Annotated in this window: 22 protein-coding genes; 7 read left to right on the top strand and 15 right to left on the bottom strand. The window is 67.1% G+C overall.

Annotated elements, in window-relative coordinates; all coding sequences use genetic code 11:
- Positions 1–8: 8 nt before the first annotated feature.
- From ABRP18_RS07070 to rpsA, 12 genes are all read right to left on the bottom strand, one after another.
- Complete coding sequence (locus ABRP18_RS07070; RefSeq protein ID WP_218867902.1) at positions 9–359, bottom strand: TfoX/Sxy family protein; 351 nt, start codon at positions 357–359, stop codon at positions 9–11.
- Between the two features lie 13 nt (positions 360–372).
- The gene (gene uvrB, locus ABRP18_RS07065) at positions 373–2,445 is read right to left on the bottom strand and encodes an excinuclease ABC subunit UvrB (protein ID WP_046749425.1); all 2,073 of its coding nucleotides are present in this window, start codon (positions 2,443–2,445) and stop codon (positions 373–375) included.
- A 47-nt stretch (positions 2,446–2,492) separates the two neighbouring features.
- Positions 2,493–3,284, bottom strand: coding sequence for a GNAT family N-acetyltransferase (locus tag ABRP18_RS07060; RefSeq protein WP_349884405.1), 792 nt, complete (start codon positions 3,282–3,284; stop codon positions 2,493–2,495).
- A gap of 12 nt (positions 3,285–3,296) precedes the next feature.
- Positions 3,297–4,514, bottom strand: a complete 1,218-nt coding sequence (locus ABRP18_RS07055; protein ID WP_113680214.1) for an MFS transporter — start codon at positions 4,512–4,514, stop codon at positions 3,297–3,299.
- Entirely contained in the window at positions 4,511–5,110 is a 600-nt protein-coding gene (gene coaE, locus ABRP18_RS07050) for a dephospho-CoA kinase (RefSeq protein ID WP_349884404.1), read from the bottom strand. The genes ABRP18_RS07055 and coaE overlap by 4 nt, the downstream gene beginning before the upstream one ends.
- Positions 5,111–5,141: 31 nt before the next feature.
- Positions 5,142–5,729 carry a CoA-binding protein gene (locus tag ABRP18_RS07045; RefSeq protein ID WP_141369304.1) on the bottom strand — a complete coding sequence of 196 codons (588 nt, stop codon included), beginning with the start codon at positions 5,727–5,729 and terminating at the stop codon, positions 5,142–5,144.
- Positions 5,726–7,030, bottom strand: a complete 1,305-nt coding sequence (locus ABRP18_RS07040) for an O-acetylhomoserine aminocarboxypropyltransferase/cysteine synthase family protein (RefSeq protein ID WP_058632239.1) — start codon at positions 7,028–7,030, stop codon at positions 5,726–5,728. Before ABRP18_RS07040 ends, ABRP18_RS07045 begins: the two co-directional genes overlap by 4 nt.
- 25 nt (positions 7,031–7,055) lie before the next feature.
- Positions 7,056–9,062 (bottom strand): acetate--CoA ligase, encoded by a 2,007-nt coding sequence (acs, locus tag ABRP18_RS07035; RefSeq protein WP_374168971.1) that lies wholly within the window; start codon positions 9,060–9,062, stop codon positions 7,056–7,058.
- Positions 9,053–9,913 carry an ABC transporter permease gene (locus ABRP18_RS07030; RefSeq protein ID WP_058632237.1) on the bottom strand — a complete coding sequence of 287 codons (861 nt, stop codon included), beginning with the start codon at positions 9,911–9,913 and terminating at the stop codon, positions 9,053–9,055. Before ABRP18_RS07030 ends, acs begins: the two co-directional genes overlap by 10 nt.
- The gene (locus ABRP18_RS07025) at positions 9,910–10,950 is read right to left on the bottom strand and encodes an aliphatic sulfonate ABC transporter substrate-binding protein (RefSeq protein WP_141369298.1); all 1,041 of its coding nucleotides are present in this window, start codon (positions 10,948–10,950) and stop codon (positions 9,910–9,912) included. The genes ABRP18_RS07030 and ABRP18_RS07025 overlap by 4 nt, the downstream gene beginning before the upstream one ends.
- Positions 10,947–11,795: an ABC transporter ATP-binding protein gene (locus tag ABRP18_RS07020; protein ID WP_046749288.1), complete on the bottom strand. Its 849-nt coding sequence runs from the start codon at positions 11,793–11,795 to the stop codon at positions 10,947–10,949. The genes ABRP18_RS07025 and ABRP18_RS07020 overlap by 4 nt, the downstream gene beginning before the upstream one ends.
- A gap of 142 nt (positions 11,796–11,937) precedes the next feature.
- Positions 11,938–13,392 (bottom strand): 30S ribosomal protein S1, encoded by a 1,455-nt coding sequence (gene rpsA, locus ABRP18_RS07015; RefSeq protein WP_046749289.1) that lies wholly within the window; start codon positions 13,390–13,392, stop codon positions 11,938–11,940.
- 239 nt (positions 13,393–13,631) lie between these two features.
- On the opposite strand from rpsA, the gene ABRP18_RS07010 reads away from it, so the two are divergent.
- The gene (locus ABRP18_RS07010) at positions 13,632–14,189 is read left to right on the top strand and encodes a hypothetical protein (protein ID WP_349884402.1); all 558 of its coding nucleotides are present in this window, start codon (positions 13,632–13,634) and stop codon (positions 14,187–14,189) included.
- A 197-nt stretch (positions 14,190–14,386) separates the two neighbouring features.
- The gene (locus tag ABRP18_RS07005) at positions 14,387–14,986 is read left to right on the top strand and encodes a hypothetical protein (RefSeq protein WP_227750956.1); all 600 of its coding nucleotides are present in this window, start codon (positions 14,387–14,389) and stop codon (positions 14,984–14,986) included.
- 18 nt (positions 14,987–15,004) lie between these two features.
- Here the strand turns inward: ABRP18_RS07005 and ABRP18_RS07000 are convergent, their stop codons facing one another.
- Positions 15,005–15,730 (bottom strand): hypothetical protein, encoded by a 726-nt coding sequence (locus ABRP18_RS07000; protein ID WP_058632816.1) that lies wholly within the window; start codon positions 15,728–15,730, stop codon positions 15,005–15,007.
- Positions 15,731–15,836: 106 nt separating this feature from the next.
- Here ABRP18_RS07000 and ABRP18_RS06995 point away from each other — a divergent pair, with 106 nt between their 5' ends.
- Entirely contained in the window at positions 15,837–16,772 is a 936-nt protein-coding gene (locus ABRP18_RS06995) for a 5'-3' exonuclease (RefSeq protein ID WP_058632820.1), read from the top strand.
- A 21-nt stretch (positions 16,773–16,793) separates the two neighbouring features.
- On the opposite strand, the gene ABRP18_RS06990 is transcribed toward ABRP18_RS06995, so the two are convergent.
- Both ABRP18_RS06990 and trpD read right to left on the bottom strand, forming a co-directional pair.
- Positions 16,794–17,780, bottom strand: coding sequence for a PHP domain-containing protein (locus ABRP18_RS06990; protein WP_349884401.1), 987 nt, complete (start codon positions 17,778–17,780; stop codon positions 16,794–16,796).
- A 2-nt stretch (positions 17,781–17,782) separates the two neighbouring features.
- The gene (trpD, locus tag ABRP18_RS06985) at positions 17,783–18,853 is read right to left on the bottom strand and encodes an anthranilate phosphoribosyltransferase (protein ID WP_046749293.1); all 1,071 of its coding nucleotides are present in this window, start codon (positions 18,851–18,853) and stop codon (positions 17,783–17,785) included.
- A gap of 288 nt (positions 18,854–19,141) precedes the next feature.
- Between trpD and ABRP18_RS06980 the strand changes: the two genes are divergently transcribed.
- The 4 genes from ABRP18_RS06980 to ABRP18_RS06965 are packed head-to-tail and all read left to right on the top strand — an operon-like array spanning position 19,142 to position 23,444.
- Complete coding sequence (locus ABRP18_RS06980) at positions 19,142–19,699, top strand: heme-copper oxidase subunit III (protein WP_227751204.1); 558 nt, start codon at positions 19,142–19,144, stop codon at positions 19,697–19,699.
- Between the two features lie 20 nt (positions 19,700–19,719).
- The gene (locus tag ABRP18_RS06975; RefSeq protein ID WP_058632814.1) at positions 19,720–20,523 is read left to right on the top strand and encodes a c-type cytochrome; all 804 of its coding nucleotides are present in this window, start codon (positions 19,720–19,722) and stop codon (positions 20,521–20,523) included.
- Positions 20,524–20,559: 36 nt separating this feature from the next.
- Positions 20,560–21,636: a ubiquinol-cytochrome c reductase iron-sulfur subunit gene (locus ABRP18_RS06970; RefSeq protein WP_046749295.1), complete on the top strand. Its 1,077-nt coding sequence runs from the start codon at positions 20,560–20,562 to the stop codon at positions 21,634–21,636.
- Positions 21,633–23,444, top strand: a complete 1,812-nt coding sequence (locus ABRP18_RS06965) for a cytochrome bc complex cytochrome b subunit (protein WP_058632813.1) — start codon at positions 21,633–21,635, stop codon at positions 23,442–23,444. The genes ABRP18_RS06970 and ABRP18_RS06965 overlap by 4 nt, the downstream gene beginning before the upstream one ends.
- Positions 23,445–23,502 lie beyond the last annotated feature (58 nt).

Genomic DNA, 23,502 nt, shown 5'->3' with positions numbered 1-23,502 from the left:
GATCCGTGTCAGCCCTGCTCCGAGCTCTCCGCCCTCGAAACGGCGGACTCTCGAGCGACATCCAGCCAGAACATGAGCGCCGTGTCGTCTTCGATCGCCGTCTGCGAAACGTCGAGCCACCCCGAACTCATGGTGCGCGCCCCCATCACTGCGCGTGCCGCGCCTGGCTCGGTGAGCAGCGCGGCGCCGTCCTCATCCGCCACACGGACCAGCAGCACTCCCCCAGGACGCGCGCCCACCAGGATGTGCCCGTCGTCGAGGAACGCTCTCGTGCCGAACATGCGCCGCTCTTCGATCTCCGTGTCTGCTCCGAGCAACGCGCGCACACGATCCGCCAGCTCGTTCCCCGCAGCGTCCATCGTTCGTCCCCGCTTACGCGTGTCCGGCGCGCTCCATGGCGCGGAGTTCCTTCTTGAGATCCTGCACCTCGTCGCGCAGACGCCCGGCGAGCTCGAACTTGAGCTCCGCCGCAGCCGCGAGCATCTGGTCGGACAGATCCTGGATGGTGGCCTCGAGCTGCTGCGCACCCTCGGCGGCGATCCCGGTACGACGCAGGTTGGGCGTCGGCGATTTGCCCTTGCCCGTCGCGCGGCCACGACCCGACAGCATCTCCGCCGTGTCGGCACCTTCACGGGCCAGCACCTCGGTGATGTCAGCGATGCGCTTGCGGAGCGGCTGCGGATCGATGCCGTTCTCCTTGTTGTACGCGACCTGCTTCTCCCGACGTCGGTCGGTCTCCTCGATCGCCTTCGTCATGGAGTCGGTCATCTTGTCGGCATACATGTGCACTTCACCGGACACGTTTCGTGCCGCACGGCCGATGGTCTGGATCAGAGACGTACCCGAGCGCAGGAACCCCTCCTTGTCGGCGTCGAGAATCGCCACAAGGGAGACCTCTGGAAGGTCGAGGCCCTCGCGCAGGAGGTTGATACCCACGAGAACGTCGTACACGCCAGCGCGCAGCTCACTGAGCAGCTCGACGCGGCGCAGCGTGTCGACATCGGAATGCAGGTAGCGGACACGCACACCGTGCTCGCCGAGGAAGTCGGTGAGCTCCTCGGCCATCTTCTTGGTGAGAGTCGTGACAAGCACACGCTCGTCGCGCTCGACCCGCACGCGGATCTCCTCGAGCAGGTCGTCGATCTGCCCCTTCGACGGCTTCACCACGATCTCCGGGTCAACGAGGCCGGTCGGGCGGATGATCTGCTCGACGACGCCGTCGGCGATCCCCATCTCGTACTTCCCGGGAGTGGCCGAGAGGTACACCGTCTGTCCGATGCGGTTCTTGAACTCGTCCCAGCGCAGCGGACGGTTGTCCATCGCGCTCGGAAGACGGAACCCGTGGTCGACCAGCGTGCGCTTGCGGGATGCGTCGCCCTCGTACATCGCGCCGATCTGCGGCACCGTCACGTGCGACTCGTCGATCACGAGCAGGAAGTCGTCGGGGAAGAAGTCGAGCAGCGTGTGCGGAGGCTCGCCCGGCATGCGACCGTCCATGTGACGCGAGTAGTTCTCGATGCCGGAGCAGAAGCCCAGCTGCTGGAGCATCTCCAGGTCGAAGGTCGTGCGCATGCGCAGACGCTGCGCCTCGAGCAGCTTGCCCTGACGTTCGAACTCGGCGAGGCGCTCTTCCAACTCGTGCTCGATCGTGCCGATGGAGCGCTGGATGACGTCGGTACCGGCCACATAGTGCGATGCCGGGAAGATCGGCACGGCGTCGAGCTTCTCGATGACCTCGCCGGTCAGCGGATGCAGCGAGTACAGCGCCTCGATCTCGTCACCGAACAGCTCGATCCGGATCGCGTGCTCTTCGTAGACGGGGATGATCTCGATGGTGTCTCCGCGCACACGGAAGTTGCCCCGCGAGAAGTCGACATCGTTGCGGTTGTACTGCATGGCGATGAACTGACGGATGAGCGCATCGCGGTCATAGCGCTCCCCCACCTGGAGGGCGACCATGGCCCGCAGATACTCTTCCGGCGCCCCGAGTCCGTAGATGCAGGACACTGTGGACACCACGATGACATCGCGTCGGCTCAACAGCGAGTTGGTCGTCGAATGCCGCAGTCGCTCGACTTCGGAGTTGATCGAGGAGTCCTTCTCGATGAAGGTGTCGGTCTGCGGTACGTACGCCTCCGGCTGGTAGTAGTCGTAGTACGAGACGAAGTACTCGACCGCGTTGTTGGGCATGAGCTCGCGGAACTCGTTCGCGAGCTGGGCGGCGAGGGTCTTGTTGTGAGCGAGCACGAGCGTGGGACGCTGGACCTGTTCGACCAACCAGGCCGTCGTGGCGGACTTGCCGGTACCCGTCGCGCCGAGAAGCACCACGTCTGTCTCACCGGCATTGATGCGCGCCGCCAGATCGGCGATGGCCTTCGGCTGGTCTCCGGCCGGCTCATACTCGCTGATGACCTCGAAGGGGCGGACACTGCGCGTGGGTTGCATACCTCCAGCGTATGCCGCCCCTCCGACATCGAGGCCGTCGCGCAGGATCAGCCTCGCACGGGAGTCCACACGTACGGCGTTGTCGTCGACACCTTCACCAGTCCCGACCGCTCCAGGATCGGGCGCGAGAACTCAGTGGAATCGGAGTGGAGGTAGCGGACCCCACGCGCGATAGCCGAGCGCGCCCGCTCCGCCGTGAGAGCGCGGTAGATGCCGCGGCCTCGCCACTCCGGGAGCGTCGCACCGCCCCAGAGACCGGCGAACTCGGTGCCGGCCACCGGCTCGAGCCTCCCGGCGCTGATCACCTCGTCGTCCACGACAGCGATCCACAGCTCCGCCGAAGGGTCTTCGCGCAGGTGCACGACGAGCTCCTCCGACCTCGAACGCCAGTCGGGGTCATCGAAGACGCGGCCCTGCATCTCACCCGCCGCGAACACGTCGGCATCACTACGGCTCCGCCTGATCCTGACGTGCTCAGGAACGTCGACGTGCCGCGCGAGCGGGCGTGCCTCACCGATCATGATGGATTCCGGCTCCTCCGGCACGAAGTCGCGAGCGACAAGAGCGTCGTGCAGGCCGGGGGCACGATCGTGACCGCGGGTCTTCCACTCGACCGACCTCACCTCCGGACGCCCCGCGAAGTGGTCGGCCGCCGCGTCGACCAACAGCGCGACGCCGTCCGCATCCACGTCGCCGAGCTCGGCATACGTGACGAAGCCGCGTCCGCCGGGGAACGTCGCCATCAGGAGCGGTCCGTGCGCCGCCGCGTTCGATGCCCCCGCGATCTCGGGATGTGTGCGGAGCTGACGGTCGTACGCTTCCAGGAACTGCAGCTGCATGATGAGATCCTCTCAGACGGCGGGGCGGCCGCTCTCGGCACCACGGAGAGCGGCGACCGCCGCGAGCGCGGCAGCACCGCACATCGCGACGATGACGGCGACGAACCAGCCCCAGGTCGTCGAACCGAACACGAGACCGAGCAGCCACCCGAACACACTCGACCCGGCGTAGTAGGCGAAGTAGTACAGCGAGGATGCCTGTGCCCTGCTGGCGGGGTCGGCCGCGACGGGCGTCCACCCCGAGGCGATGGCGTGCGCGCCGAAGAACCCGGCGGTGAACAGCACGAGCCCGGCCAGGACGACGCCGGCCACCGGAAGCAGCAGCAGTGCGGCACCCACGGCCATCACTCCGATCGAGGAGAGCAGGACCAGGAATCGCCCGGCCCGCGAGGCGAGCGTCCCGGCCCACGGCGACGACACCGTGCCGGCCAGGTATGCCAGGAACAGCAGGGTGACCAGCCAGGCGGGAAGGAGGAACGGTGCGGCCGAGAGATGGAACCCGAGGTAGTTGTACACCGCGACGAAGGCACCCATCAGCAGGAATCCCTGCGCGTACAGGGCCCACTGCAGAGGTGAACGCAGAGGCGCCATGAGCTTCGCCAGGATGCCGGGCCCTCGATCGGTGCGCAGACGACCGGGGACGAATCCCCTGGCGCGGGGTGTGAGCCAGAGGAACAGAACGGCGGCGAGCGCGCACATTACCGCGACCGAGAGGATGCCGGTCCGCCAGCCTCCCACTTCCCCGACGATCCCCGAGACGATGCGCCCGAGCAGTCCACCGACCGTGGTCCCGGCGATGTAGCTCCCCGCGGCAGCGGCGGTATGACGTACTTCGACCTCTTCGCTGAGATAGGCCAGTGCCACTGCGGGTACGGCCCCCAGCGCCATCCCCTCCGCGAATCGCAGGACCAGCAGCGCGGCGATCTCTCCGCTCAGCGGGGCGACGAGGCCGAGTCCCGTGGCGGTGAGCACCCCGGTGGCCATGGCAGGCACGCGACCGATGCGATCGGCCACCATCGACCAGGGGATGACGGCCAGCGCCAAGCCGAGCGTGGCAGCCGACACACTCAGCGCAGCCGTCGCCGGCGTGACCGAGAGCTCGGCCGAGATCTGCGGCAGCACGGCCTGTGCCGAATACAGCTGGGCGAAAGTCGCGACCCCGGCGAAGAACAGACCGACGAGGAGCCGGCGGTACTCGCGTGATCCCGGGGTGTGACCCGCGAACGTCACCGTGAACTGATCCGCTGCCAGAGGGCGTCGGCCTGCTCGATCGTGCTCTCCACGGTGCCCGACGTATCGATCACGACGTCGGCGATCGCGAGACGGCGGTCGTCGGATACTTGGGCGTCGATACGCTCCTGCGCTGCACCCTCACCCATGCCGCGCAACTCGACGAGACGCTCGCGGCGCACGTCAGCCGGCGCGTGCGCGACGACGATGAGATCCCAGGGATCGTCTACCCTCGCCTCGACCAGGAGCGGCACGTCGTAGACGACCACGGCATCCGCGTCGCCGCGGACGGCCGCATCGAAGCGCCGCTGGGATTCCTCACGGACTGCGGGGTGGACGATCGCGTTGAGCTGCGCGAGGAGACCCGCATCGCCGAACACCTTCGCACCGAGCGCCGCCCTGTCGAGGGAGCCGTCCGAGGAGATGACGTCGTCGCCGAAGGTCTCGGCGATCCTGACGAGCACCGGCGAACCGGGAGACTGCACATCGCGAACGATCTGATCGGCGTCGACGATGACGGCACCGTACTCGGCCAGGCGGCGGGCGATGGTCGACTTCCCGGAAGCGATACCGCCGGTGAGTGCGATGAGAGGCATGCGGTCAGTCTAGGCTTCGCCCCGACGCGACTCATCTCGCGCGCAACTGGCGACGGGAGCTGATCACACCGGTATCGAAGCCGGCCAGGTGGAGTCCGCCATGGAACCGCGCGTGCTCGATCTTGATGCAACGGTCCATCACCACGGACAGCCCCGCGCCCTCGGCGATCGCCGCGGCATCCTCGTTCCACGAGCCCAGCTGCAGCCACAGCGTCTGCGCGCCCGCGTCGATGGCCTCCTGTGCCACGCCGGGGAGGTCGTCGTGGCGTCGGAACACGTCGACGATGTCGGGGACGACGGGCAGATCGCTCAGGGTCGCGTAGACGGGCTGCCCGAGGATCTCGGTCTCCCGCGGGTTCACCAGGTAGACGTCGTAGTTCGTGCTGGAGAGCAGGTAGGTCGCGACGAAGTAGGACGCGCGGGCGGGGTTGTTCGACGCCCCGACGATCGCGATCGACCTCGCGCGTCGCAGCAGGCCGAATCGCTCCTGCTGGTTCGGTCCGCTCCAGGTGCGCCCCGGCACCGCGACCGCGACGGGAGTCCCACCGGGCAGTGCACACGTCGCCGCATCGGTCACAGCCGGCAGCGCGCAGGCATCGCCCGAACTCGTCGTGCTCATCGGTTCGCTCCCGTCGCCGTGGTGAGGGCCTGGTCGAGGTCCCAGATGATGTCGTCGGCGTCTTCCAGACCGACTGAGATGCGGATGAGGTCGGGACGCACGCCCGCGGCGACCAGCTGATCCTCTGTGAGCTGCCGGTGCGTCGTCGAGGCCGGATGGATCACGAGCGTGCGCGCGTCGCCGATGTTCGCGAGGTGCGAGGCCAGTTGCAGATTCTCGATCAGGGTCTCCCCCGCCGCGCGACCGTCCGGCGCCGCGACCCCGAACGCGAACACCGAGCCGGGACCGAGAGGCAGGTACTTGGCTGCGCGTGCGTGGTGCGGGTGTCCTTCGAGCCCGGCCCAGGTGACGTAGGCCACACGAGGGTCCGAGGCGAGCCAGTCCGCGACGACGCGGGCGTTCGCGAGGTGGGCGTCTATGCGCTGTGGAAGGGTCTCGATCCCCTGGAGCAGGTTGAACGCCGACTGCGGGCTGAGCGCGGGGCCGATGTCCCGCAGTTGCTCGGAACGGAGCTTGGTGAGGAAGCCGTACTCGCCGAAGTTGTCCCACCACTTGATGCCGCCGTACGACTCGACGGGTTCGGTCATCTGCGGGAACTTGCCGTTGCCCCAGTCGAAAGCGCCCTTCTCGATGACGACGCCGCCGAGGGTGGTGCCGTGTCCTCCGAGGAACTTCGTCACGGAGTGGATGACGATGTCGGCGCCGTGCTCGAGCGGACGGGCGAGGTAGGGCGTGGCGAGCGTCGCGTCGACCACGAGCGGGACACCGGCCGCGTGGGCGATCTCGGCGAGTCCTTCGATGTCGGCGATCTCCCCGGAGGGGTTGCCGATCATCTCGACGTAGACCACCTTCGTCTCCGGACGGATCGCGGCGGCGAAGTCCTCGGGATCGGTCGAGGCGACGAACGTGGTCTCGACCCCGAAGCGACGCAGCGTGACGTCGAGCTGCGTGACCGTGCCACCGTAGAGCTGGGCGGCGGCGACGACATGATCGCCTGCTCCGACCAGGGCCGCGAACGTGATGAACTCCGCGCTCATCCCGGAAGCCGTCGCGACGGCGCCGATTCCACCCTCCAGCGATGCGAGGCGCTCTTCGAGAGCCGCGACCGTCGGGTTTCCGATACGCGAGTAGATGTTGCCGTACTTCTGCAGGGCGAACAGGTTGCCGGCATCCGCGGCGTCGTCGAAGACGAACGAGGTGGTCTGGTAGATCGGCACCGCCCTGGCCCCGGTGGCGGCATCCGGCGTTCCCCCCGCATGGAGGGCTCTGGTGCGGAATCCGAAGCGGTGTTCTTCGGTCATGATGTCCTCGATTCAGAAGCGGAGTTCAAGAGCGCAGTTCCGCTGTGGAGAGCACGTCGGCGATGTCCGCGACGGCCCAGGGATTCTGCAACGACGTCGTGTCACCGAGCGGCAGGGCCTCGCGACCCTGCCTTCGTGCCTGCTCGGCCTCCCAGAGCTGCGCCAGGAGCCGGCGCATGATCTTGCCCGACCGGGTCTTGGGCAGGTCGGGGACCACGACGATGTGCTTCGGCTTGGCGACGGGGCCGATCGACCGCGCGACCTGAGCGCGGAGGTCGGCCGGCGTCACCTCGGCCCGGCCCGAAGCCGTCACGAACGCGACGACGGCCTGGCCGGTGACGGGATCGGAGACCCCGGCTGAACCGGCTTCGCCGACGGTGTCGTGAGCGACGAGGGCCGACTCGATCTCGATGGTGGAGAGTCGGTGACCCGAGACGTTGACGACGTCATCGAGTCGCCCGAGGATCCAGATGTACCCGTCGATGTCGACGGTCGCCCCGTCGCCGGCGACGTAGAAGCCGCCGAACTCTCCCCGACCGGCGTAGGCCGACCAGTACGAGTCGCGATAGCGCTCCGGATCACCCCAGACGGTGCGGGCCATGCCCGGCCAGGGTCGGCGCACGACGAGCGTCCCCGAACGTCCCGGTTCGACCGGATGCCCCTCGGCATCGACCACCGCGGCATCGATCCCCGGGAGCGGCACCGAGGCCGAGCCCGGCTTGAGGCGCGTGACGCCCGGCAGCGGGGCGATCATCGCGGCACCGGTCTCGGACTGCCACCAGGTGTCGATCACCGGCAGCGCATCCCGGCCGAAGTTCTTCCGGAACCATACCCACGCCTCGGGATTGATCGCCTCGCCCACCGTACCGAGCAGACGGAGCGTCGAGAGGTCGTGGCCCCCAGGGAGATCGGCGCCGAACCAGGTCATGAAGGTACGGATCAGCGTGGGCGCCGTGTAGTAGACGGTCACGCCGTAGCGCTCGATGATCTCGAGGTGCCGCTCCCGGTGCGGCGAGTCCGGCGTGCCTTCGTAGATGACCTGGGTCAGCCCGTTCGACAGCGGACCGTAGATCTCGTAGGTGTGCGCGGTCACCCAGGCCAGATCGGCCGTGCACCAGTGCACGTCGTCGGGCTTCGCGTCGAAATGCGCCCAGTGCGCCCAGCTCGCCTGCGTGAGGTATCCGCCCGACGTGTGGACGAGTCCCTTCGGCTTCCCGGTGGTGCCGGACGTGTAGATGATGAAGAGAGGATGCTCGGCATCGAACGCCGGGGCGTCGTGCGCCGGCGATGCCGTGTCGACCGCCTCGTGCCACCAGACGTCCCGACCTTCGGTCCACGGCACCTGCTGGCCCGTGCGTCGGAGCACGAGCACATGCTCGAGGTCGGGGAGGTCCGCGGCCGCCGCATCGGCCGTCGACTTCACCTCGGTGGCGGTGCCGCGTCGGAACTGTCCGTCGCTCGTCACCAGCAGCTTCGCTCCGGTGTCCTCGAGGCGGAAGCGCACGGCCTCCGCGGAGAATCCCCCGAATACCAGGGAGTGCACGGCTCCGATCCGGGCACAGGCGAGCGTGATGACGATCGTCTCCACGAGCACAGGCAGGTAGATCACCACACGATCACCCGGCTCGATGCCGAGCGCCACGAGAGCATTCGCGGCGCGTGCGACCCGCTGCTGCAGATCGGAGTACGTCACCGCGATGCGGTCGCCCGCCTCCCCTTCGAAGTACAGCGCCACCTTGGCTCCCCGACCGGCATCGACGTGCCGGTCCACGCAGTTGACGGCCACGTTGATCCGCCCTCCGACGAACCAGCGCGCGGCGGGAACCGCATCTCCGATCGGAGGCTCCCACTCGTGCGCGGTGTCCCACGGCTTCGCCCAGTCGAGGCGTCGAGCGGCGTCCTCCCAGAATGCGACGGGATCCGCTGCCGCGCGCGCATAGGCCTCACCGGAGACGTTCGCCTCCGGGAAGTCGTTCGACGGCGCGTAGACGCGTGTCTCCTGCAGCCGGGCCTCGGTCACGCTCACACCCACCGTCGCAGCAGGTACTTCTCTGCCAGGGCGAGGACTCCGTTGGTCACCGTACCGAGCAGTGCCAGCAGCACGATCGAGAGCAGGATCCGATCGACACGGCCACTGTTCTGGGAGTCGGTCAGCAGGAAGCCGAGGCCCATCGAGGAAGCGATGAGCTCTGCGGCCACCAGAAACAGCCACGCCTGTGCGAGCGCGAGGCGGAGCCCGGACACGACGGACGGTACGACCGCGGGCAGCTGCACGATGCGGAACAGTGACCATCCGCGCAGGCTGAACGAGCGCCCGGCCTCGACGAGCTGCGGATCCACGTGTCGGAGCGCCGAGGCGACGGTCGTGTAGACGGGGAAGAACGCTCCGATCGCGATCAGCGTGACCTTCGACTCCTCACCGATCTGCATCCAGAGGATGAGCAGCGGCACCCAGGCCAACGAGGGCACAGCCCTCACGGCGGCGAGCGTCGGGCTCAGCAGCACGTCCCCGAGCCGTGACAGGCCCACCACACCGGCCGCGGCGAGTCCGATCACCGAGCCGATCGCGAATCCGAGCAGTACGCGCTGCACCGAGATGGCGATGTGCGTCCAGAGCTGCCCGGTCTCGGCCAGCTCGATGCCTGCCTGGAGGACCGAGACGGGTGTGGGCAGACGGTAGGGCGGGACGAGTCCGTTCGTCGTCACCACCTGCCAGACGATCAGGATGATCGCCGGGAGCAGCAGCCCTGCCACGATCCGCACGACGGGGCGGTCCCAGGATCGTCGTGCGCTGCGGTTCGGACGTCGGAGCTCGCCCTTGGCGAAGTCGAGCGCGTCCCGCGAGTCCGCGGGCACGAGCACGCGCTGGTCGAGTTCGCTCACTCGCCGCCGACCGCCTTCTCGGCGAACGTCGCGTTCACGATCGAGGACAGCGCCTTGTCCACCGACTCCTTGCCGCCCTGCACGTCGCCGGACTCGACGAGCACGGGCGCGATCTTCTCCAGGACGCCGATCTGATCGTCACCCGGGATGCCGCTCACGTCGAGGTTCGAACGCTCCTGGATCACGGTGGTGGCGACGCCGATGTCGATGCCTGCCACCTCGGCGAGGAGCGCTGCCGTCTCGTCGGGGTTCGCCAGCGCCCACTCTCGTGCCTTCTCGTACGCATCCACGACCGCTTGCGCGAGGTCGGGGTGGTTCGTGATGAAGTCCTCGGTCGCGTTCAGGAACCCGTACGTGTTGAAGTCGACGTTGCGGTAGACGAGCTTGTCGCCCGACTCCGCCTCGGCGGCTGCCATGATCGGGTCGAGGCCGGACCACGCATCGACCGAACCGCCGTCGAGGGCGGCACGACCGTCCGCGTGCTGAAGGTTCTGCACCTCGACGTCCGACAGCGACAGGCCCCCTTCTTCGAGCGCCTGGAGCAGGAAGAAGTACGGGTCGGTCCCCTTGGTCGCGGCGACGGACTTGCCCGTGAGGTCTTCGATCGACGTGATGTCGCTGTCCGGTCCGACGACGATCGCCGCCCACTCGGGCTGCGAGAAGATGTCGATGACCTGGATGGGCGAGCCGTTCGCTCGGGCCAGGAGCGCTGCGGAGCCGGCCGTCGAGCCGACGTCGACCGAACCGGACCGCAGCAGTTCGTTCGCCTTGTTCGAGCCGGCGGACTGCACCCACTCCACGGTGACGTCATCTCCGAGGATGTCCTCCAGGATGCCCTGGTCGCGGATCACCAGGCTCAACGGGTTGTATGTCGCGAAATCGATCGACAGCGTGTCGGACGACCATTCGGTCGTGCCGGATGTGGGCTTCGCGTCGGTGGCAGCAGCGTTCTCTCCGGCGACGCAGCCGGTGGCGACGAGCATCATCGTCCCCGCGATGGCGATCGCAGGGATGATTCGGCGGGTGGTGATGCTCATCGGGTCTCCTCGGCGGTGCGGTGGTGGGTGTCTACGCCGAGGCCCTCGAGGAGCTCGGCGCGCAGGTCGGCGAGACCACGATCGGCGCGGTCACGGGGACGGGCGCCTGGCACGGTGATCGTGCGGGCGATGGATGACTCGTCAGGCCGGGTCGCGCTCAGCGTGCGCAGGAGCAGGACGCGATCGGCGAGATAGAGCGCTTCCTCGACATCGTGCGTCACAAGGAGCACGGTGGTCGGCTCTGCGGCGTGGATCTTCAGCAGCAGATCGTGCATCCGCAGGCGCGTGAGCGCGTCGAGCGCCCCGAAAGGCTCATCGAGCAGCAGGACACCGGGGTTCCTGGCAAGGGCTCTGGCGAGGGATGCACGCTGCGCCATCCCGCCGGATACCTCCCGCGGTCGCTGATCGGCGGCATCGTCGAGGCCGACCAGGTGCAGAAGTTCTCGTACACGATCGCGTCCCGCGCGGCGCGCGGTGCCCCGCGGCAGGCCCAGTTCGACGTTCTGGGCGATCGTGCGCCACGGGAGCAGTCGTGGCTCCTGGAAGGCGACGGCGGTGCGGTCGTCGACCGCCGCTACGGGTGTGTCCTCGAGGCGGATGGCACCCCGTGTCGGGGAGTCCAGACCGCCGACCAGACGGAGGAGCGTCGACTTTCCGCAGCCGGAAGGCCCGACGACGGCGACGATCTCTCCGGCGGAGACCTCGAGGTCCACGCCGCGCAGGACGTCGCGGCGTCCCCGCGCGAGAGGGAAGGACCGTTCTACACCTTCGAGCCGCACTTCCTGCGCTGCACCGGCCGCCGCAGAGGCATCGGTCGTATGCGGCGCCGGCAGCAGGGTGGTCATATGCCCATGCTGGCCGAGCGCGTGTTCTGTTACGAATGCGGTCGTAACGCTGCGTCACGGGCGGGCAGCCGCGGTCCGCACATGCGAAACGGGCCGCCACACCCGCCCGAAGGCGAGGTGACGACCCGTTTCAGAATGCTGTTTAAGCGTTGCCGCCCGAGAGCTTCTCGCGCAGAGCGGCGAGAGCCTCGTCGTCGGCGAGGGTGCCGGCGCCGGCAGCCTCGCTCGTGAAGGACTGGCCGCCGAAGTCTTCGCCGGCCGCAGCCTCGGCCTCGGCCGCCTTGACGACCTGAGCCTTGTGCGCCTCCCAGCGAGCCTGGGCTGCAGCGTACTCCTGCTCCCATGCCTCGCGCTGGGCGTCGAAGCCTTCCTTCCATGCACCGGTCTCGGCGTCGAAGCCCTCCGGGTACTTGTACTCGCCGTTCTCGTCGTACTCGGCGAGCATGCCGTACAGAGCCGGGTCGAACTCGGTGCCGTTGGGGTCGACCGACTCGTTGGCCTGCTTCAGCGACAGCGAGATGCGACGACGCTCGAGGTCGATGTCGATGACCTTGACGAAGACCTCTTCGCCGACGGAGACGACCTGCTCAGCCAGCTCGACGTGCTTGCTGGAGAGCTCGGAGATGTGGACGAGGCCCTCGATGCCGTCTGCGACGCGGACGAACGCACCGAACGGAACGAGCTTGGTGACCTTACCCGGCGTGACCTGACCGATCGCGTGGGTACGGGCGAAGACCTGCCACGGGTCCTCCTGCGTCGCCTTCAGCGACAGGGAGACGCGCTCGCGGTCGAGGTCGACCTCGAGGATCTCGACGGTGACCTCCTGGCCCACCTCGACGACCTCGGAGGCGTGCTCGATGTGCTTCCAGGACAGCTCGGAGACGTGCACGAGGCCGTCCACGCCACCCAGGTCGACGAACGCACCGAAGTTGACGATCGACGAGACGACACCCTTGCGGACCTGACCCTTGTGCAGGTTGTTCAGGAACGTGGTGCGCGACTCCGACTGCGTCTGCTCGAGCAGCGCGCGGCGGCTCAGGACGACGTTGTTGCGGTTCTTGTCGAGCTCGAGGATCTTGGCCTCGATCTCCTGGCCGAGGTACGGCGTGAGGTCGCGGACGCGGCGCAGCTCGATGAGCGACGCCGGCAGGAAGCCACGGAGGCCGATGTCGACGATGAGTCCACCCTTGACGACCTCGATGACCGTACCGGTGACGACGCCGTCGTTCTCCTTGATCTTCTCGACGTCTCCCCAGGCACGCTCGTACTGTGCGCGCTTCTTGGAGAGGATCAGACGGCCTTCCTTGTCCTCCTTCTGGAGAACGAGGGCCTCGACCAGATCGCCGACAGCGACGACCTCGTTGGGGTCGACGTCGTGCTTGATCGAGAGCTCACGCGAGGGGATGACACCCTCGGTCTTGTAGCCGACATCGAGGAGGACCTCATCGCGGTCGATCTTGACGATCGTGCCTTCGATGATGTCGCCGTCGTTGAAGAACTTCAGGGTCTTCTCGACCGCGGCCAGGAAGTCCTCAGCAGATCCGATGTCGTTGATGGCGACCTGCTTGGTGGCCGGGGCGGTCGTTGCGGTAGTCATGTAGTGGGTTGTCCTTGTTGAATGGAGACTCGGGCTGAGAGGCAAAGACCGCGCACGGCCGACAGCATGCTTCACAGCAGTTGGATTTTGGTTTTCTCGCCACGAGGGCATGCGCATGCACGCCACGAGTGACGGTTAAGGCTATCAGAAGTTCTGATACAGCAGGAGTCGGATTCGGCGGACCGACCGACTGTGGATAACTCCCGCGGGCTCGTGGCGCTTCCGACTACCGTGACGGGGTGATCTCGCCGACTCCCGCTCCCGCCACGTCCCGCCCCTTCGGCGCCTTCGCGATGGTTCTCGGCGTCATGGTCCTCGCCGGATGCACGCCGTCGCCAGCCCCGACGCCCACCCCGACTGCAGCGTTCGCCTCGGAAGAAGAAGCCTTTGCCGCCGCCGAGGAGACGTTCACCGAGTATGTCCTCGCTCTCAACGAGATCGACACTTCAGACCCGACAACGTTTGAGAGGCTTTTTGAACTTTCGAGCGGGAGTGTCGAGAGAGCAGATCGCGAGAATTTTTCGGCGATGCATGCAGAAGGACAAGTCGTTAGAGGCGACACGCGAGTGCTCTCCTTCAGCGGGGCGCACAGCGATGAACCGTTGACAGAGGTAACCGCCTCGGTCTGCTTAGACGTGAGCGCAGTTGAGATTGTTCGCCCTGACGGATCCTCAGCAGTCAGACCAGATCGTCCCGACGTGTACGGGCTTAGCGTCACTTTCTTAACCGCCGACTCAGGCGCACTGCTAGTCGATTCGGCCGTCTCAGACGAAGAAGTTCAGTGTCCCGCGTCGTAGCCGTGATTGGCCTCGTTGTCGCTCTCTTTCAGTTGAGCGAGACCGACAAACCTCCGGGTTTCTCGGACTTTATTGCTGGAACCGACGGCACCCACGTAACGACCACTGGCACCCAGACGCAACCCTCCTCCGGTGCACCCCACAGCGGCTCGCCCCGAGGAGACTCTCCACCCTCCCCCTCCGGTCCCGGATTCCCCGTGCACGAGTTCGACTTCGATTCCTGCCTCGACGACTGGAACAGTTCCCGAGGGTGCTTCCGCGCGGTGTCCGATGAGGAGCCGCCGACCGATCCCGCGCAGGACGCGACTGCCGCCCCGACCATCACCATCAACGACCTCGCACAGTTCGCGCCCGATCCCGTGGCGAATGTGGGAGAGCCCGACAACCTCGGCGTCGCCGGCATGCCGACGAACTTCGTCGCTGCAGCAGCGGTGCACACCCGCTCAGGATCGCTGTTCGGCACGGTTCTCACCGTGCGGTTCACGCCTGTCGGGTATGAGTTCGTGCACGGCGACGGCACCTCCGCGACCTCGAGCACTGGCGGACAGACCTGGTCAGCGCTCGGCCAGGCACCGTTCACACCCACCACGACGAGCCATACCTATGACGAGCGCGGCACCTACCGGGCCCACGTCACCGTGCGCTACACCGCAGAGGTCGATCTCGGCGGGGGCTGGTTCCCGGTGACCGGGCAGCTCACGATTCCTGGTCCGGCTCGGGAGATACGCATCTTCGAAGCGCACACCGCCCTCGTGGCCCACACCTGCGAGCAGAGACCGACAGCACCGGGGTGCTGAGCCGGACCGACAGGCGCGCTATCGCACGGCAGTCACGACCGCCGCGGCACCGTCGGCATCGACGAAGCCCTCGAGGGTCAGGACGGCGTCGTCCTCGATGCCTTCCGCAGGCACGAAGGTGATCTGCGGGACCAGGTCCATCGTGCACACCTCGTTCGCACTCGGCTCCAGTCGGATGATCCCTTCCTTCGCATTCACGGTTTCCAGCGTTCCCGAGGCCGGCACGCAGGTGGACGAGCCCCATGTGAGGATCGCGAGCTCATGCGCGTCGATCCACGCCGCCGCCGGGGTCTGCGGCGACATCCGATCGGCCGGGATGATCTCCCCCGTTGCGAGTGCCGGCAGGGTGAGCTCGGCCTTCTCTCCCCCGACCTCGGTCACGGTCAGCTCGACAGGGCGGGAGGAGTCGAACCCGGCAGGGAGGCCGAGGTACAGGCCGTGCGCCGTCTGCACAGCGGCGCACGCCTGGTCCGGCCCGGCGACGAGCACGATCTCCAGCGACTGCTCCCCCGCCACGAGGTCGCCGATCTGCGGTGCGCATGCGTCGCCCCACGTCTTCAGCACGAACGACGTCGCATCGAGCCACGCCGCCCGCGGCGCGTACGAGGCATCGGATGCGTCGGGGTCGGATGTCGACTCCGGAGCCGGGGAGGTGCCCGCAGATGCCGCACAGCCGGCCAGGACTCCGGCGAGCACCACCCCGCCCAGGATCACAGCGGACAGCGTTCGAGGGAGAGCATTCATACTCCTGTGTGTCACGACACCCAGGATCGTCTCATCCACGGCTGGTGGGCCACGCCGCCGACGCGGGGGCCGGTGCCGGGTCGGAGACCCGTGTCAGACTGTGCTCGTGACCGATCGCCTCATGCTGCTCGACACCGCCAGCCTCTACTTCCGTGCGTTCTACGGCGTCCCCGACAAGGTGACCGCGCCGGACGGCTCTCCGATCAACGCGGCGCGGGGTCTGCTCGACATCGTCGCCAAGCTCGTCACGCTCTACGAGCCCACGCACGTCATCGCCTGCTGGGACGACGACTGGCGGCCGCAGTGGCGCGTGGATCTCATCCCGAGCTACAAGACGCACCGCGTCGTCGAGGTCATCGCGAATGGGCCCGATGTCGAAGAGGTACCCGACCCGCTCGAAGCGCAGATCCCCCTCATCCGCGAGACGCTCGCTGCGATCGGCATCCCCATCATCGGTGTCGCCGACCATGAGGCCGACGACGTCATCGGGACCCTGGCCACCGACGCCACGATGCCGGTAGACATCGTCACGGGCGACCGCGACCTCTTCCAGCTCGTCGACGATGCCCGCGATGTGCGTGTGATCTACACCGCGCGTGGCATGAGCAATCTCGAAGTCGTGACCGACGCGACGGTCGTCGCGAAGTACGGGGTACTCCCCTCCCAGTACGCCGACTTCGCCACGATGCGCGGCGATTCCTCCGACGGCCTCCCCGGCGTCCCCGGTGTCGGAGACAAGACCGCCGCGACGCTCCTGCAGGCGCACTCCGACCTCGAGGGCATCCGCGCCGCTGCCGAGACGGGAGAAGGCATGAGCGCCGGGGTACGCGCGAAGATCCTCGCAGCGACCGCCTACCTCGACGTGGCTCCGACGGTGGTCGCGGTGGCCAGGTCCCTCCCCATCACTGCGCCGGACGTTCCACTCCACGTGCTCGACCCCTCAGAGGTCGACGCGGCGAACACCCTGGCCGAGAAGTGGAATCTCGGCGGCTCCATGACGCGCGCGGTCGCCGCTGTGTCGAAGGCCGCCCTCGCGTCCTGATCGTTCTCGGGGCCGCTGCGTCTACTCCGCCCAGGCGAGCAGTCGGGAAAGCCCCCACGTCGTGACGATCCGCGAGGCGGGAACGCCTGCACGCTCTGCGCGCTCGGCGCCGTGATCGAGCAGAGAGAGCTGTCCTGGTGCGTGCGCATCCGAGTCGATGGAGAACAGGCATCCCGCCTCGAGGGCGATCGCGATCAGTTCGTCCGGTGGATCCTGCCGCTCGGGGCGGGAGTTGATCTCGACGGCGACGCCGTTCTCGGCGCACGCGGCGAAGACCGCAGTCGCATCGAACACCGACTGCGGGCGGGTCCCCCGCTCTCCTTGCACCAATCGCCCGGTGCAGTGGCCGAGCACGTTCACCCGCGGATGCGACACCGCGGCGATCATCCGCGCGGTCATCGGTCGTGCGTCCATGCGCAGCTTGGAATGCACGGACGCCACGACGATGTCGAGCTCGCCGAGCAAAGAGTCCTCCTGGTCCAGAGTGCCGTCTTCGAGGATGTCCACCTCGATACCGGCCAGAAGCGTGAAGCCCTCACCGGACTCCTTGCGCACCAAGGGAATCTGCTCCCGCAGCCGTTCGGCGGAAAGCCCGCGTGCCACGCGAAGTCGCGGCGAGTGATCGGTGATCGCCTGATACTCGTGCCCGAGCGCACGCGCTGCCGCGGCCATCACCGCGATGGGCGTGGTGCCGTCGGACCAGTCAGTGTGCGCATGGAGATCACCGCGCAGCTTCGATCGGAGCACGGATACCCGCTCCGGCTCGACATCGCCGCGCAGTTCGACCAGGTACTCCGGCACCTCCCCGGCCTGAGCCTGCCGGATCACCGCGAACGTCGACTCCCCGATCCCCTTCGCCGCGCGCAGCCGCGTGGGGTCGGCGCGGACGTCCTCGGGAAGGTCCTGCAGCGTCGCCGCCGCCTGCCGGAACGCCTTCGCCCGATACCGGGAGGCCCGCTCGCGCTCGAGCAGAGATGCGATCTCCAGCAGCGCGTCGACGGGATCCACGGTCACTCCTTCGGTGCAGCCAGCTCGCGACTCACCGAGATCCACTGGTCGAGCTTGGCCAGCGCGCGGCCGTCGTCCACCGCAGCCGCTGCCTTGTCGTATCCCTCACGAAGGCGTTCGAGGATCGGTCGCTGCACCTGTGTGGCGTCCTGGGAGAGCTCGAAGGCGACGATGCCCGCGGCGGCGTTGAGGAGCACGATGTCCCGCACCGCGCCCGTCTCGCCCGCGAGGGTTCGCCTGAGCACCTCTGCATTGTGCTGCGGTGACCCTCCGATCAGGTCCGCGAGGTCGGCGATCGGGATGCCTAGATCACGCGGGTCGAGATCGTGCTCATGGATGTCTCCGCGCGTGACCTCCCAGATGCGACTGTGCCCCGTGGTGGTCAGCTCGTCGAGCCCGTCATCCCCTCGGAAGACGAGCGCCGTCGCGCCACGCGTTCGGAACACACCGGTGATGAGGGGAACGCGCTCGATCTGTGCGACGCCCACCGCATTGGCCTCCGCGCGGGCCGGGTTGCAGAGCGGTCCGAGCATGTTGAAGACCGTGGGAACGCCGAGCTCGGCGCGGACGGAACCGGCGTGCCTGAACCCGGGATGGAAGGCCCCCGCCCAGGCGAACGTGATCCCGGTGCGATCGAGGATGGAGGAGACCGACGACGGATCGAGCGACAGCTCGAGACCGAGAGCTCCGAGCACGTCGGAGGAGCCGGACGCCGAGCTCGCGGCACGGTTGCCGTGCTTGACCACCGGCACTCCGGTGGCGCCGATGATGATCGCCGCGGTGGTCGAGACGTTCACCGTACCGACGCGATCGCCGCCGGTACCGACGATGTCCAGCACGTCAGGAGAGACGGGAAGAGGCACCGCGGCCTCGAGGATCGCGTCACGGAATCCGACGATCTCGTCGATCGTCTCCCCCTTCGCCCGAAGTGCGACCAGGAAGCCGGCGAGCTGAGCCTCGGTGACACTCCCTTGCATGATCTGGCGCATCGCCCACGTCGACTCCCACACACTGAGATCGCGGCGCTCCAACAGAGAGGTGAGCACGTCGGACCAGGTCAGGGAATCAGCCATGTGTGCGATCCTATCGGCGCGGAGAAAACATGCAGATGCTTCCGGGCGGACGTGCGATCAGCGCCCATCCCTTGTTTCCCGCGGATTCACCGGCTATTCGCAGTGTTTTCTTAGGGTCGCCTAAGTCGAACTCAGGCAATCCTGGGCCCGCAGGTGCAAGAATCACGCCCGCGGATCGGCCATAATGGAGGGGTGACGACCTCAGCGACGTATGCCCAGGCGGCGAGAACGATTAAGCGGCCCAACCCGGTAGCTGTCGGCACCATTGTGTGGCTCGGCAGCGAGGTGATGTTCTTCGCGGGACTCTTCGCGATCTACTTCACCCTCCGCAGCACCTCTCCGGAGCTGTGGGCGGACCGGACCGAGCTGCTGAACGTCCCGTTCGCCGCAGTGAACACTGCGATCCTGGTGCTCTCCTCGTTCACGTGCCAGATGGGCGTGTTCGCGGCAGAAGACCTGCAGCCCTACAAGATCGGCAAGGGACAGAAGAACGGCGCCGGCCGCCGTCGTCTGTTCGGCTGGGGAATGGTCGAGTGGTTCTTCCTCACCTTCGCCCTCGGCGCCATCTTCGTCTCCGGCCAGGTCTGGGAGTACGCGCAGCTGGTGGCTGAAGGCATGCCGATCAGCGCCGACTCGTACGCCTCCGCGTTCTACCTGACCACGGGCTTCCACGCCCTGCACGTCACGGGTGGCCTGGTCGCGTTCCTGCTCGTCATCGGCCGCGCCTACGCGGTCAAGAACTTCCGGCACAAGGAGGCGACCTCCTCGATCGTGGTGTCCTACTACTGGCACTTCGTCGACGTCGTCTGGATCGTGCTGTTCCTCGTTATCTACTTCCTGAAATAAGAGCGGAGCTGATCCCCGAGATGGCACGAGAGAAGAAGCGCCGTTCCAGCGGTCGTCGCAGCCCTTTGGCGGCGGCCGCGCTCATCGGAGCAGGCCTCATGATCACCGGCGCTGTGTACGCCGGAGCGACCGCCGCGTTCGCCGCGACCGACACCCAGTCGGCTGCGACCTCGCAGCTGACGGTGGAAGACGGCAAGAAGCTGTTCACCGCCAACTGCGCCACCTGCCACGGTCTCGACCTGCAGGGAACCGCCAACGGCCCCAGCCTGTACGGCGTGGGTGAGCTGGCCACCGAATTCCAGCTGTCGACCGGCCGCATGCCGCTGCAGATGCAGGGCCCGCAGGCTCCGCAGAAGGCACCGCAGTTCACCGAGGACCAGATCCTCGCCATGGCCGCCTTCGTCCAGTCCGAGGCTCCTGGCCCGACGTTCCCGTCGGACCACATCCTCGACGGCAAGGGCGATGTCTCCAACGGTGCGGAGCTCTTCCGCGTCAACTGCGCGATGTGCCACAACGTGGCCGCAGCCGGTGGAGCGCTCACCGAGGGCAAGTACGCTCCCGGTCTCGGCGAGACCAGCGCACTGCACATGTACGCGGCAATGGTCACCGGCCCGCAGAACATGCCGGTCTTCGGCGACATGAACCTGTCCGACGAGGACAAGCGCGACATCATCTCGGCACTGCTCTTCCAGCAGCAGTCCGTGCAGATCGGTGGATTCTCGCTCGGCTCGCTCGGACCGGTCTCCGAGGGCCTGTTCGTGTGGATCTTCGGTATCGGCGCGCTCGTCGCCGTCACCGTGTGGATCACGGCGAAGTCCAACTGACGCTTAATCATCGAAGAGGAACGTACGAGGAGCACCATGGCACACGACGACGACTCGCAGGCTCTTGACAGGGCCTACCAGCCCTCTCCAGGGCTGGGTGTCGCAGTCAGCGATCCCGTGCAGAACCCCGGGCTTCCGCCGCACCGCGAGCGGATGACCGACAAGGACCCGCGCGCAGAGAAGGCCGCTGTCCGCACTGTCTACACGCTGTTCTACCTCTCGCTCGCCGGGAGCATCTGGGCGGTCGCCGCCTACATGCTGTTCCCGATCGAGAGCGGCGCGCTCATCGACATCCGTCAGAACAACCTCTTCATCGGTCTCGGCATCGCTCTCGCGCTGCTGGCCCTCGGCATCGGTGCGATCCACTGGTCCAAGGCGCTCATGTCCGACAAGGAGTTCATCGAGCACCGCCACCCGACCCGCGGCAAGGACTCCACGCGTGAGGCGGCCATCAAGGCCTTCTCGGACGCGAACGAGGAGTCCGGTTTCGGCCGTCGCACCATGATCCGCAACTCGCTGTTCGCCGCGATCGTCGCCTCGATCATCCCTGGCGTGACGCTCTTCCGCGGACTGGCTCCGCACTCCACACCGGATGACCCCACTGCGGGAGATCCGGTCGTGCTTCTCAAGCACACCATGTGGGAAGAGGGAGCACGCCTGGTGCGCGACCCCGACGGCACACCGATCCGCGCGGCCGACGTCACGCTCGGCTCCGCTTTCCACGTGATCCCGGAAGAGCTCGCCACCCTCAGCCACAGCGACGGTTACCTCGAGGAGAAGGCCAAAGCCATCGTGCTGATGATGCGCCTGCGTCCCGAGCAGCTGATCGAGGCCGAGGACCGCAAGGACTGGTCGTACGACGGCATCGTCGCCTACTCCAAGGTCTGCACGCACGTCGGCTGCCCTGTGGCACTGTACGAGCAGCAGACACATCACCTGCTGTGCCCGTGCCACCAGTCGCAGTTCGACGTCACGGACCACGCAAAGGTCATCTTCGGCCCGGCGGCACGTCCGCTGCCGCAGCTGCCCATCACCGTCGATGACGAGGGCTACCTGGTCGCACGCAGCGACTTCACGGAACCCGTCGGCCCGAGCTTCTGGGAGCGCCATTGAGCACCGCAACGCTGTCCAAAGAGGACAAGGACACCAAGGCGCCCCTCGGCGGTCGCTTCGTCGGTGCCGCGTCGAACTACATCGATGAGCGCACCAGCCTCTCCGGCTTCGTCAAGGAGCTGGGTCGCAAGATCTTCCCCGACCACTGGTCGTTCATGCTCGGCGAGATCGCCCTGTGGAGCTTCGTCGTCGTGTTCCTCTCCGGAACCTTCCTGACGTTCTTCTTCCAGGCGTCGATGGTCGAGACCCACTACACCGGCGCCTACGCGCCGATGCGTGGAATCGAGATGTCCGCGGCTCTCGAGTCGTCCCTGCACATCTCCTTCGACCTGCGCGGTGGCCTTCTGGTCCGCCAGATCCACCACTGGGCGGCTCTGGTGTTCATCGCCGGCATCGGCGTGCACATGCTCCGCGTGTTCTTCACCGGTGCGTTCCGCAAGCCGCGCGAGCTGAACTGGGTGATCGGTTTCATCCTCTTCATCCTCGCGATGGCCGAGGGCTTCACCGGCTACTCGCTGCCCGACGACCTGCTCTCGGGTAACGGTCTCCGCATCATCGACGGAATGATCAAGGGCCTCCCCCTGATCGGCACGTGGACCTCCTTCCTCCTGTTCGGCGGAGAGTTCCCGGGCACCGACATCGTCGGCCGCCTCTACACGCTGCACATCCTGCTGCTGCCGATGCTGGTGATCGCGCTGATCGTGGTGCACCTGATGCTGATGATCATCAACAAGCACACGCAGTTCGCCGGCCCCGGCCGCACGAACGACAACGTCGTGGGCTACCCGATGATGCCGGTCTACATGTCCAAGATGGGCGGCTACCTGTTCATCGTCTTCGGCACCATCGTGTTGATCGCGACCTTCTTCCAGATCAACCCGATCTGGAACTACGGCCCGTACGACCCCTCCCCCGTCTCCGCCGGCACGCAGCCGGACTGGTACATCGGCTTCGCGGATGGCGCCCTGCGTCTCGCTCCGTCGAACTGGGACATCGTCTTCCTGAACCACACCTGGTCCTTCGGAATCATCGCGCCGGTTCTGGTCCTCGGTCTGTTCATCGTGGCCGTGGCGATCTACCCCTTCATCGAGGCGTGGGTGACCGGCGACAAGCGCGAGCATCACATCGCGCAGCGTCCGCGCAACGCCGCGACCCGCACCGCGATCGGCGTCGCCGGCGTGGTCTTCTACGCCGTGCTGTGGGCCGCTGCATCGTCCGACCTCATCGCGACGCACTTCATGCTCACGATGGAAGGCGTCATCCACACGCTGCAGGCGCTGCTCTTCCTCGGACCGATCCTCGGCTACTTCATCACCAAGCGCATCTGCATCGCGCTGCAGAAGAAGGACCGCGAGATCGTCCTGCACGGTTACGAGTCGGGCCGCATCGTCCGCCTCCCCGGCGGCGAGTTCATCGAGGTCCACCAGCCTGTCGACAAGTACGACCGCTGGAAGCTCATCGACGTCGACACCTACGAGCCGCTCGTGGTGCGTCCGAACGCGAAGGGTCGCATCCCGTGGACGGAGAACCTCCGTTCTTCGATCTCGCGCTGGTTCTTCGAGGACCGTCTGGCGCCGCTCACCCAGGCGGAGGTCGAGGCCGCGGATGCTCACCAGCACCACGTCACGGCTCAGAACGACGAGACCGAGGCTGCGGAGATCCAGGGCGCGCATGAGCGTGCAGGATTCCCCGACGCCCCGCTCACGGTCGACGAGACGCACGTCGACGAGACGCCCAACACCCCCAGCACGGTCATCGCGACCGAGCCGGTGAAGAAGCCCCGCAAGAAGTCGGAGGACGGCGAGTAGTCGCCGCTCCCCCACTGATGAAGGCCTCGTCCACGCGGACGGGGCCTTCATCGTTGTT

Source organism: Microbacterium sp. WHRI 7836 (assembly GCF_040223885.2).
In the GTDB taxonomy this organism is placed as follows: domain Bacteria; phylum Actinomycetota; class Actinomycetes; order Actinomycetales; family Microbacteriaceae; genus Microbacterium; species Microbacterium oxydans.
The sequence above is the reverse complement of the archived record's forward strand: the minus strand, read 5'-3'. Positions and strand labels throughout refer to the sequence as shown.

Bases quoted from the DNA above. Each gene is read 5' to 3' on its own strand.
- ABRP18_RS07070 (WP_218867902.1), bottom strand. From the start codon at position 359: ATGGACGCTGCGGGGAACGAGCTGGCGGATCGTGTGCGCGCGTTGCTC.
- uvrB (WP_046749425.1), bottom strand. From the start codon at position 2,445: ATGCAACCCACGCGCAGTGTCCGCCCCTTCGAGGTCATCAGCGAGTAT.
- ABRP18_RS07060 (WP_349884405.1), bottom strand. From the start codon at position 3,284: ATGCAGCTGCAGTTCCTGGAAGCGTACGACCGTCAGCTCCGCACACAT.
- coaE (WP_349884404.1), bottom strand. From the start codon at position 5,110: ATGCCTCTCATCGCACTCACCGGCGGTATCGCTTCCGGGAAGTCGACC.
- ABRP18_RS07045 (WP_141369304.1), bottom strand. From the start codon at position 5,729: ATGAGCACGACGAGTTCGGGCGATGCCTGCGCGCTGCCGGCTGTGACC.
- ABRP18_RS07040 (WP_058632239.1), bottom strand. From the start codon at position 7,030: ATGACCGAAGAACACCGCTTCGGATTCCGCACCAGAGCCCTCCATGCG.
- ABRP18_RS07025 (WP_141369298.1), bottom strand. From the start codon at position 10,950: ATGAGCATCACCACCCGCCGAATCATCCCTGCGATCGCCATCGCGGGG.
- ABRP18_RS07020 (WP_046749288.1), bottom strand. From the start codon at position 11,795: ATGACCACCCTGCTGCCGGCGCCGCATACGACCGATGCCTCTGCGGCG.
- rpsA (WP_046749289.1), bottom strand. From the start codon at position 13,392: ATGACTACCGCAACGACCGCCCCGGCCACCAAGCAGGTCGCCATCAAC.
- ABRP18_RS07000 (WP_058632816.1), bottom strand. From the start codon at position 15,730: ATGAATGCTCTCCCTCGAACGCTGTCCGCTGTGATCCTGGGCGGGGTG.
- trpD (WP_046749293.1), bottom strand. From the start codon at position 18,853: ATGGCTGATTCCCTGACCTGGTCCGACGTGCTCACCTCTCTGTTGGAG.
- ABRP18_RS06980 (WP_227751204.1), top strand. From the start codon at position 19,142: ATGTTCTTCGCGGGACTCTTCGCGATCTACTTCACCCTCCGCAGCACC.
- ABRP18_RS06975 (WP_058632814.1), top strand. From the start codon at position 19,720: ATGGCACGAGAGAAGAAGCGCCGTTCCAGCGGTCGTCGCAGCCCTTTG.
- ABRP18_RS06970 (WP_046749295.1), top strand. From the start codon at position 20,560: ATGGCACACGACGACGACTCGCAGGCTCTTGACAGGGCCTACCAGCCC.